Raw genomic sequence first — 8,810 nt, 5'->3', positions numbered from 1 at the left:
CGGCGCCGACCCTGCCGCGCCCGGCGCGGCCCCGGCCGCACCCGGGGGCCGGTGGGCGGGAGGATCTGGCAGGACAGCGCGTCGGGTTCCGTGGTGAGCACCGCGGCGGCGGTCCGCGCCACGAACCCGCTCCACCAACGCAGGCCCTCGGGGGTGCGCGGCGTCTCGTGCCACCAGCCGCCGGCGCCCCGCGGCGCCTGCCAACCGAGCTCCGCGAGGTGCCGCTCGTCGTAGGCCGGGCAGATCCCCCGGACCCGGTTCCGGCGCACCATCAGGTGCAGCCGGCGGGGACCCGCGGCGAGTTCCAGATCAGTGTCGTGGTCGCAGCGGGACAGCGTGTCGTGGAGCTGGGCGACGACGTCGGGCCAGCCCGGCGACGTCATGCCGGCGACCCCGGGAGGCGCCCGTCGAGCCGCCCGAGCCGCCCCATGGCCTCCTCCAGCCGGCCCAGCGAGGCGAAGTCGCCGGGAGTGCCGAAGATCTCGCCCAGGCCCGCGCCGAGCGTGACGTCGAGGCCCTCGGTGCGCTCGCCGAGCTGCTCCGCCGCCGCCGTCCGAGCCTGCCGGTACGCCGCCAGCACCATCGCCGCGAGGTTCTCCGTGCCCACCCGCAGCGCGGTCGGCGCGAAGCTCAGGTCGGTCAGTTCGCCGGTGGCGTCGACGGTCGCGGACACCAGTCCACTGTCGTCGGTCGCGGTGCTGCTCAGCTCGTCCAGGTCGTCCCTGAGACCGGCGAAACGGCGTTCGATGTCGGCGAGCCGTCCGGCGAGGGCGTCGAACGCGGACAGCGGGTCGGACATGAGAACCTCCCGGGCACAACGCCGGTCCGGGGTGGCGACCGGCAGCCGCATGATCGTATCGTCGTCGCGCCGGGCGACGGGGAGGAACGGCATGGGGGACATCGACGTCGACGTGCAGGCGGTACGGCGACTGGAAGCGGCGGCGAAACAGGTGGCCACCTCGCTGACCGCGCTGGAGAGCCGGATCGCGTCCGCGGGCGACATTCCCGACGGGGCGTTCGGGCACCTGCCGTTCGTCAGCGACCTGCTCCGCGAGAAGTACGCCGAGCAGGTCAGCGGCGGCATGGAGCTGTTCCGGTCCGGCCACGACGCGTTCGAGCGGGTCGGCGGGGCGCTGAGCGGGACGGCCGAGGCGTACGAGCGCAACGAGCAGGACATCGACGCGTCCTTCCGCGCCATCGGCACCGGGATGGCCCGGTGAGCGGGCCGGCGGGAACCGCCGTCGAGCTGTGGAACGGCATCGACGGCGCACTCTCCAGCGTGGACAAGGCGGTCGACAGCGTCTGCCGGGCCCTGGCCTGGCCGCTGATCCAGCTCGTCGACCTCGTCGACGGCGAGCCGGCCGCGCTGCGCGCCAAGGCCGCCGAGTGGGACGCCCTGGCCGCCCAGGTCCGCGAGCTGGCCATGGGCCACCGCGGCGTGCGGGAGGCCGAGCGGGCCGGGTGGCGCTCGCCGGCCGGCGAGGCGTACGGGCGGCGGCTGGCCGAGGTCGAGCAGCAGTTGCTGGACGTCGCGGAGCAGTTCACCGCCACCGCCGAATACCTGCGCGGCGTCGCCGACGCCCTGCAGACCGTCCACGACGTGCTGGTCGACATCTGCGTCGAGTTCGTCAACTTCCTGCTGGTGACGCTGGTGACCGCGCTGCTGATGGCGCCGTTCACCGCCGGCGCGTCCTGGGCGGCCGGCGTGGCGCTGGGTGTCACCCGGGGCATGATCGCTCTCGCCCGGATGCTGAAGATCATCCGCCCGCTGGCGGCGCACCTGCAGAAGGTCATCCGGCTGCTCCAGCGGGTGCTCCACCACCTGCGCAGGCTGCGTAACCACCTGGACAAGCTGGTCGACAAGCAGAAGGCGCTGCGCGCCGGCCAGAAGTACGCCGACAAGCGCCGCGCCGCCGGCGACCCCGACAAGTGGTTCCACAAGTTCACGGATCCGGCGAAGGGCAGCTGGAAGCTCGGCAAGTCGGGCACGCCGTTCGACATGAGCACCTTCGAGCGCGTCGGGGCGCTGCGGGCGCACGGCATGGCCGACGGGGCGCGGATGATCGGCCGGGACTTCGTCACCAACCTGCCGTGGAACGTTCCGAACGCGGTGGTGCACGGCGCGACCTGGGGCACCGTCGCGGTGGTCTCGGGGCTGTCGGTGCCCGGCACGGACCAGATCGACGACAAGATCGACGGGGCGGTGGCCGGCGGCGCCGAGTGGATCGACCAGAATGTCTTCGGGCAGCCGGCGGAGCAACCGGCCGGCCGGTGAGGGCCGATCGAGGGGGTGGGGCGTGACCGGTGCCAGGGGTCGACTCGGCCGGCTGACCGACGCGGTGCTCGGCGGGGCGCGGGCCGCCCGCGACAAGGCCCGCGAACTGCGCGACGAGTTCCGCACCAGCGACGAGCCGGAGCGCGCCCTGGTCGCGCCGCTGCTGCCCGGCGAGGAGATCCGCTACGTCGGCCTGGCGCCGGTGCGGGCGCCCGAGAACCACCGGGCGGGCGGCCAGCTCGCCGACCGGGTGAACGCGGAGCTGGCCGAGGCGCTCGACCCGCGCGCGCTGTTCGGGCTGCTCCACGTCGTCAACCCGGTCGCGTGGGTGGACGCCGTGATGACGCCCGTGCGGGTCGTCGCGGGCGTCCTGCTGCTGCCGGGCAGGGCGGCCGTCCTCGCGGCGAACACCCTGGAGGCGGCCGAGACGGACGAGCCGGGCCCGGCCGCCGAGCCGCGGCAGCCGCTGCCGCTCACCGCCGAACAGGAGGCGTTCCGGGCGCTGTTCCGGCTCAGCCGCTACCGGCCGCTGGCCGACCAGCTCGCGGAGATCGCCTACCGGCGGCGGTACGTCTTCAGCGGCGACCTCGCCACGCTCGCCGGCAGCCTGCTGCTGTTCCTGGAGCGCTACACCGGCACCCCGCTCGTCGTCACCGACACCCACCTGCACCTGTTGCGGATGGGTCGCCGCCCCGACCCCGATCGGGAGGACCGCCGCCGCCCCCAGGTGCTGTGGAGCGTGGAGCGGAGGCGCATCGCCCGGATCGACTCCGACCACGGCGCCGCCCGCCTCGTGCAGTTCCCGTCAACCATCGTGTTCGACGACGGCTCCTGGATCCGGGTCGTCAACCCGGCCACCCGCGACGACCAGGCGCGCTTCCTCGCCGCCGTACGCGACATCCCGGGTCGGCGCCCCACGGCCTGAGCCGGCGGCGTCCGCCGAAGCGGCGCGGACGCCGGTGTCCTGTGTGGCAGGGGGCGGACCGCGACCGAACCCGCGCCACGGCCACCGGCGGCGCCAGTGCCGGCCCGAGCCGGTGCCGGCCGCGCCAGCGGCACCCCCGAGCCGGTGTCGGCCCCGTCCCGGCGTGCCCCGGCGGAACGTCAGTCGGTGAGTCGGGAAGCGGTCTGCGCGAGCTGCGGCAGCACCTTGTCCCGCCACCCGGGTCCCATCCGGTCGAAGGCGTCCCGTTCGGACTTCCGGTCGAGGTCGAACCCGCTGTGCTCGAACAACAGGCGGGTGCCGTTGCCCTCCGCGACCAGACGCCAGGTCAGTGTCCAGCTCTCGTTGAAGGTGTAGACGAACTTCTCCTCGGGGACGACCTCGACGACCTCGCAGGCCACCGCTCCCCAGCCGGGCATCTGGAGGTGGAAGCGGTGCCCGAGGACGGCGGCGATGTCGCCGGGCACCCACCAGCGGGCGAGCAGCTCGGGCTCGGTGAGGGTGCGCCAGACCTTGCTCGGCGGGGCGGCGACGAACTGGTCGATGGCGATGGTGTCGGTGTTGGTCGCGGTCACTCGTCCTCCTCGGCGACGTCGGCGAGCGAACGCAGTCGCTGGCGCCAGAATCGTTCGAACGGGTGGAGCCAGTCGCCGACCTGGGCGAGCGGCTCCGCGGTGAGGTGGTAGTGCCGTTGCCGGCCGCTGGGTTCGTCGTGCACCAGTTCGGCACGCCGCAGCACCTGCAGGTGCTCGGCGACCGCGGGCCGGCTCAGGTCGAACTGGCTGGCCAGGTCGCCGGCCGTACGTGGCCCCTCGGCGAGCAGCTGCAGGAGTCTGCGGCGGACCGGGCTCGCCAGCGCGAGGAACACGTCGTCTTCGGGCACCACCCCAAGTTATGTCGGGGATTGCCGACATGTCAATGATTTCCGACGCGTTGGCGCCGCCGTGTCGGGGCAGGTCAGCCGTCGCGCTCGGGGTAGCCGACCGGTACGGCCGACACGTCGTCCAGCGCGGTGATGATCTCCTCCGGCAGCGTCATCCGCTCGACCTGGAGCGCGCCGAGCAACTGCCCGACCGTCCGCGCGCCGAGGATCGGGGCCACCACCCCGGGCCGGTCGCGGATCCAGGCCAGCGCCACCTCCAGCGGCGAGACCCCCAGCCCGCCGGCCGCGGTGGCGACCGCCTCCACGATGCTGGAGCAGCGTGGCTCCAGGTAGGTGGCGACGAACCGCTCGAAGTGCGGCGAGGCCGCCCGCGAGTCGGCGGGGCGGCCGTGCCGGTACTTGCCGGTGAGCACCCCCCGGCCCAGCGGCGACCAGGGCAGCACCCCCAGCCCGAGGGCCTCGCACGCGGGCAGCACCTCCCGCTCCACGCCCCGCTCCAGCAGCGAGTACTCCACCTGCGCGGCCACCACCGGGGCGCGGCCCGGCCAGGCGGCCTGCCAGGCGGCCGCCCGCGCGGTCTGCCACCCGGAGAGGTTCGACACCCCGACGTAGCGGACCCGGCCGCTGGCCACCGCGTGGTCCAGCGCCGCGAGGGTCTCCTCCAGCGGGGTGTCGGGGTCGTAGCCGTGCACCTGGAACAGGTCGACGTGGTCGGTGTTGAGGCGGCGCAGCGAGGCGTCCAACGTCCGCAGCAGGTGCCCCCGGGAGCCGTCGCGGCGCCGGCCGCTGCCCGGCCGCAGCCCCGCCTTGGTGGCGATCAGCAGCTCCTCGCGCGGTACCAGGGTGCCCAGCAGCGACCCGATGACCGACTCGGCGTCGCCGTCGCCGTAGACGTCGGCGGTGTCGATCAGGTTGCCGCCCGCGTCGAGGTAACTCTTCAGCTGGGCGGCCGCATCGTCGGCGTCGGTGTCCCGGCCCCACGTCATGGTGCCGAGCGCGAGCCGCGAAACCGCCAGCCCGCTTCGGCCGAGCGGTCGCTGTTGCATGGGTGAACCTTATTTCGAACCGGGCCGCGCGGACATCCTCGCTCCCGTCAAGTCTGCCGGGCGCGTCGTGTTTCCGACCGCCCGGGTCGGCCCGGGGTTGCGGTGAGCCGGTGATCGGGGCGTCCTCCCGCATTGCGTAACCTGATGCGACTTGTGGTGCGGATGGGGGAGGACCTTAGTGCGACTCGGGCTCAGCCTCGGATACCAGACGGCGTGGAGCACGCCGGCCGATCACCTGGCTCTCGCCCAGGAGGCGGACCGGCTCGGCTACTCGGTGGTGTGGGCGGCGGAGGCCTACGGCTCCGACTCGCCGAGCATGCTCGCCTGGATGGCGGGGCAGACGGAGCGGATCGACGTGGGCAGCGCGGTGATGCAGATCCCCGCCCGCACCCCGGCGATGACCGCGATGACCGCGGCCACCATCGACGCCCTCTCCGGCGGCCGGTTCCGGCTCGGGCTGGGGGTGTCCGGTCCGCAGGTCTCCGAGGGTTGGCACGGGGTGCGGTTCGGCAAGCCGCTGGCGCGGACCCGCGAGTTCGTGGACATCGTGAAGCTCGCCGCCGCCCGCAAGGAGGTCGCGTACGACGGCGAGTTCTACACGCTGCCGCTGCCGGACGGGCCCGGGAAGGCGCTGCGCCTCGGCTTCCACCCGCCGCGCGAACACATCCCGATCTACCTCGCCGCGGTCGGCCCGAAGAACCTGGAGCTGGCCGGGGAGATCGCCGACGGCTGGCTCGCCGTCTTCTACGCCCCCGAGTTCGCCGAGGAGCAGCTCGCGTCGGTCCGGGCCGGGCGGGCGAAGGTGGGCAAGGAGCTCGCCGGCTTCGACGTGGTCCCGTCCGTGCCGGTGGTGGTCGGCGACGACGTCGCGTCCTGCGCCGAGCTGGTCCGCTTCTACGCGGCCCTCTACGTGGGCGGCATGGGCAGCCGGCAGCAGAACTTCTACAACCAGCTCGCCACCCGGATGGGTTACGGCGACGCCGCCCGCGAGGTGCAGGACCTCTACCTGGCCAAGCGGCAGCGTGACGCCGCCGCGGCGGTGCCGATGGAATTCATCGACCGGACCTCGCTGCTGGGCCCGAAGGAGCGCATCGCCGAGCGGATGCGCGAGTACGCGGCCGCCGGCGTCACCACCCTGTCGGTGACCCTGTTCGCGGCGGACCGGGACAGCGGCGTGCAGACGCTGCGTACCGTCGCCGAGGCGCTGGAGCTCTCGGGAGTCGGCGAGTGACCTGGGTCGAGGCCATCGTCCTGGGCATCGTCCAGGGACTGACCGAGTTCCTGCCGGTCAGCTCGTCGGGGCATCTGCGGATCACCTCGGCGATCTTCTTCGACCGCGACGCCGGGGCGTCGTTCACCGCGGTCACCCAGCTGGGCACCGAGGCGGCGGTGCTGATCTACTTCGCCAAGGACATCTGGCGGATCACCCGGACGTGGCTGGTCGGCATCCGGGACAAGTCGGTCCGTTCCAGCCTCGACTACCGGATGGGCTGGTACGTGATCGTCGGCTCGATCCCGATCGGGCTGTTCGGCTTCCTGTTCAAGGACCAGATCCGCACCGCCGGACGCAACCTCTGGCTGGTGTCCACCACGCTGATCGTCTTCGCGTTCGTGCTGGCGTTCGCCGAGTACTGGGGCCGGCAGAGCCGCACCCTGGAGAACTTCCGGATGCGCGACGGCGTGGTGATGGGCTTCGCCCAGGCGATGGCGCTGATCCCCGGCGTGTCCCGCTCCGGCGGCACGCTCACCGCCGGGCTGCTGCTCAACCTCACCCGGGAGGCGGCGGCGCGCTACTCGTTCCTGCTGGCCATCCCGGCGGTGGTGATGTCCGGGATCTTCAGCGTCGGCGACGTCTTCGAGCCGGCGGCCCCCGGCACCTCCGTGCCGAGCGTCGCCCAGATGGTCGTGGCCACGATCATCGCCTTCGGCGTCGGGTACGCGGCCATCGCCTGGCTGCTGCGCTACGTCGCGCACCACACCCTGTACGTCTTCGTGCTGTACCGGGTCGCGCTGGGCACCCTGGTGCTCGCCCTGCTGATGACCGGCACCATCAGCGCCACCTGATCCGCCCGCAGCCCCGCCGGCCCCCGCCTCCGCCTCGTGCGGTGGGGGGCCGGCCCGTGTCCGGGGTGGGCCGTGCGGACCGTCGGCGAGGTCAGGGCCGGTCCGGTTCCTCCGAGGGGGTGGCCCTGGGACGGGCGCGCAGGTGCGCCCGCTCGCCCTGCGTGCCGAACAGGCTGAGGAACTCGACCGGCTCGGCGTCGGCGGCCCCGAACCAGTGCGGCACCCGGGTGTCGAACTCGGCCGCCTCGCCGGGGGAGAGCACCAGGTCCCGCTCGCCGAGGACGAGCCGCAGCCGCCCGTTGAGGACGTAGAGCCACTCGTAGCCCTCGTGGGTCTGCGGATCGGGCTCCCGGCGGGGGCTGCTGACCGGGATCACGAGCTTGTACGCCTGGATGCCGCCGGCCCGACGGGTCAGGGGCAGCATCGTCATGCCGTGCCGGGTGACGGGCCGCAGGTGGATGCGCGGGTCGCCGGTGGGCGGGGCGCCGACCAGCTCGTCGAGCGTGACGCCGTGGGCCCGGGCCAGGGGGAGCAGCAGTTCGAGGGTCGGCCGGCGGGAGCCGGACTCCAGCCGGGACAGCGTGCTCACCGAGATGCCGGTCGCCCCCGAGAGGTCGGCCAGCGTGGTCGCGCGCTGCCGGCGCAGCGCGCGCAGCCGGGGTCCCACCGCGCCGAGCGCGTGGTCGAGATCGTCGTCCATGCCGCCAGTTTGCCAGCCCGGCAACACGACTTGCCACCCTGGCCGGCGCGGGGCCGGATACGGCGGCCACGGCGGACGCCGCGTACGCCCGCCGCCGGGCGCAGGATCATAGGGTGTCACCGTGGCGACCCTTCTGCTTCTGCGACACGGCCGGACGACCGCGAACGCGGACGGCGGGCTGGCCGGCCGCCAGCCGGTCGAGCTGGACGACACCGGCCGGGCCCAGGCCGCCGCGGTGGGCGAGCGGCTGCGGCCGGTGCCGCTGGCCGCGGTGGTGACCAGCCCGCTCATCCGCTGCCGGCAGACCCTGGAGCTGGCGTTGCCCGGGGCGACCCCGATCGTGGAGGAGGGTCTGACCGAGTGCGGCTACGGCACCTGGGAGGGGCAGCCGCTCAAGAAGCTGGCCAAGGAGCCGCTCTGGCCGGTGGTCCAGCAGCACCCGAGCGCGGCGGTCTTCCCGGAGGGGGAGGCGATGGCGGCGATGGCGGCGCGGGCGGTCGCCGCGGTGCGCTCGTGGGACGCCCGGGTCACCGCGGAGCGCGGCCCGGAGGCGGTGTGGCTGGCGTGCAGCCACGGCGACGTGATCAAGGCCATCGTGGCCGACGCGCTCGGCGTGCACCTGGACCTGTTCCAGCGGATCGTGGCCGACCCGGCATCCGTGACGGCGATCCGCTACACCCCGCTGCGGCCGTTCCTGGTGCGGCTCAACGACACCGGCGGCGACCTGGCCGCCCTGGTGCCGCCGCCGCCCAGGCGACGCCGCCGGGCGGCCCGGGCGGCCGGCGCGGCCGAATCCGACGCGGCGGTGGGCGGCGGCGCGGGGGCAGGCCGGTGACGGCCCGGCGGCGGCCCACCGCCACGCCCGGGCCCGGCCGCCGCTCCGCCGGGCGCGGCGGGCG

12 protein-coding genes are annotated in these 8,810 nt (G+C 74.2%); 6 read left to right on the top strand and 6 right to left on the bottom strand.

From position 1 onward, the window contains the following. Together AB0L34_RS31405 and AB0L34_RS31400 are read right to left on the bottom strand one after the other, a co-directional pair. On the bottom strand, positions 1–383 hold a 383-nt coding region (locus tag AB0L34_RS31405; protein WP_363709002.1), incomplete at its 3' end, for a hypothetical protein. Continuing rightward, the gene (locus tag AB0L34_RS31400) at positions 380–850 is read right to left on the bottom strand and encodes a YbaB/EbfC family nucleoid-associated protein (protein WP_363709000.1); all 471 of its coding nucleotides are present in this window, start codon (positions 848–850) and stop codon (positions 380–382) included. The genes AB0L34_RS31400 and AB0L34_RS31405, both read right to left, overlap by 4 nt. A 40-nt stretch (positions 851–890) precedes the next feature. On the opposite strand from AB0L34_RS31400, the gene AB0L34_RS31395 reads away from it, so the two are divergent. From AB0L34_RS31395 to AB0L34_RS31385, 3 genes are read left to right on the top strand one after another with little or no spacing between them, the layout of a single operon-like run. Then, on the top strand, positions 891–1,220 hold the full coding sequence (locus AB0L34_RS31395; protein ID WP_350704379.1) for a hypothetical protein: 330 nt from the start codon (positions 891–893) through the stop codon (positions 1,218–1,220). Next, positions 1,217–2,275: a hypothetical protein gene (locus AB0L34_RS31390; protein WP_363708998.1), complete on the top strand. Its 1,059-nt coding sequence runs from the start codon at positions 1,217–1,219 to the stop codon at positions 2,273–2,275. Before AB0L34_RS31395 ends, AB0L34_RS31390 begins: the two co-directional genes overlap by 4 nt. Before the next feature lie 22 nt (positions 2,276–2,297). Continuing rightward, positions 2,298–3,200 carry a hypothetical protein gene (locus AB0L34_RS31385; protein WP_363708997.1) on the top strand — a complete coding sequence of 301 codons (903 nt, stop codon included), beginning with the start codon at positions 2,298–2,300 and terminating at the stop codon, positions 3,198–3,200. Positions 3,201–3,379: 179 nt separating this feature from the next. Here the strand turns inward: AB0L34_RS31385 and AB0L34_RS31380 are convergent, their stop codons facing one another. From AB0L34_RS31380 to AB0L34_RS31370, 3 genes are all read right to left on the bottom strand, one after another. Then, positions 3,380–3,793, bottom strand: a complete 414-nt coding sequence (locus tag AB0L34_RS31380; protein WP_363708995.1) for an SRPBCC domain-containing protein — start codon at positions 3,791–3,793, stop codon at positions 3,380–3,382. Then, positions 3,790–4,101, bottom strand: a complete 312-nt coding sequence (locus AB0L34_RS31375) for a metalloregulator ArsR/SmtB family transcription factor (RefSeq protein WP_363708993.1) — start codon at positions 4,099–4,101, stop codon at positions 3,790–3,792. Before AB0L34_RS31375 ends, AB0L34_RS31380 begins: the two co-directional genes overlap by 4 nt. Before the next feature lie 74 nt (positions 4,102–4,175). Continuing rightward, on the bottom strand, positions 4,176–5,147 hold the full coding sequence (locus AB0L34_RS31370; RefSeq protein WP_363708991.1) for an aldo/keto reductase: 972 nt from the start codon (positions 5,145–5,147) through the stop codon (positions 4,176–4,178). A gap of 178 nt (positions 5,148–5,325) precedes the next feature. Between AB0L34_RS31370 and AB0L34_RS31365 the strand changes: the two genes are divergently transcribed. Beyond that, positions 5,326–6,378, top strand: a complete 1,053-nt coding sequence (locus AB0L34_RS31365) for an LLM class F420-dependent oxidoreductase (RefSeq protein WP_363708989.1) — start codon at positions 5,326–5,328, stop codon at positions 6,376–6,378. After that, on the top strand, positions 6,375–7,211 hold the full coding sequence (locus tag AB0L34_RS31360; RefSeq protein WP_350704371.1) for an undecaprenyl-diphosphate phosphatase: 837 nt from the start codon (positions 6,375–6,377) through the stop codon (positions 7,209–7,211). Before AB0L34_RS31365 ends, AB0L34_RS31360 begins: the two co-directional genes overlap by 4 nt. A 91-nt stretch (positions 7,212–7,302) precedes the next feature. On the opposite strand, the gene AB0L34_RS31355 is transcribed toward AB0L34_RS31360, so the two are convergent. Continuing rightward, positions 7,303–7,911 (bottom strand): XRE family transcriptional regulator, encoded by a 609-nt coding sequence (locus AB0L34_RS31355; protein WP_363708987.1) that lies wholly within the window; start codon positions 7,909–7,911, stop codon positions 7,303–7,305. Between the two features lie 121 nt (positions 7,912–8,032). On the opposite strand from AB0L34_RS31355, the gene AB0L34_RS31350 reads away from it, so the two are divergent. Next, the gene (locus AB0L34_RS31350; RefSeq protein ID WP_363708985.1) at positions 8,033–8,746 is read left to right on the top strand and encodes an MSMEG_4193 family putative phosphomutase; all 714 of its coding nucleotides are present in this window, start codon (positions 8,033–8,035) and stop codon (positions 8,744–8,746) included. Positions 8,747–8,810: the final 64 nt, after the last annotated feature.

This window comes from Micromonospora sp. NPDC052213 (assembly GCF_040679695.1).
Taxonomy (GTDB): Bacteria; Actinomycetota; Actinomycetes; order Mycobacteriales; family Micromonosporaceae; genus Micromonospora.
This window is presented reverse-complemented; position numbering and strand designations above follow the sequence as displayed.

Coding starts and splice junctions, on each gene's coding strand:
- AB0L34_RS31400 (WP_363709000.1), bottom strand. CDS start 850: ATGCGGCTGCCGGTCGCCACCCCGGACCGGCGTTGTGCCCGGGAGGTT.
- AB0L34_RS31395 (WP_350704379.1), top strand. CDS start 891: ATGGGGGACATCGACGTCGACGTGCAGGCGGTACGGCGACTGGAAGCG.
- AB0L34_RS31370 (WP_363708991.1), bottom strand. CDS start 5,147: ATGCAACAGCGACCGCTCGGCCGAAGCGGGCTGGCGGTTTCGCGGCTC.
- AB0L34_RS31355 (WP_363708987.1), bottom strand. CDS start 7,911: ATGGACGACGATCTCGACCACGCGCTCGGCGCGGTGGGACCCCGGCTG.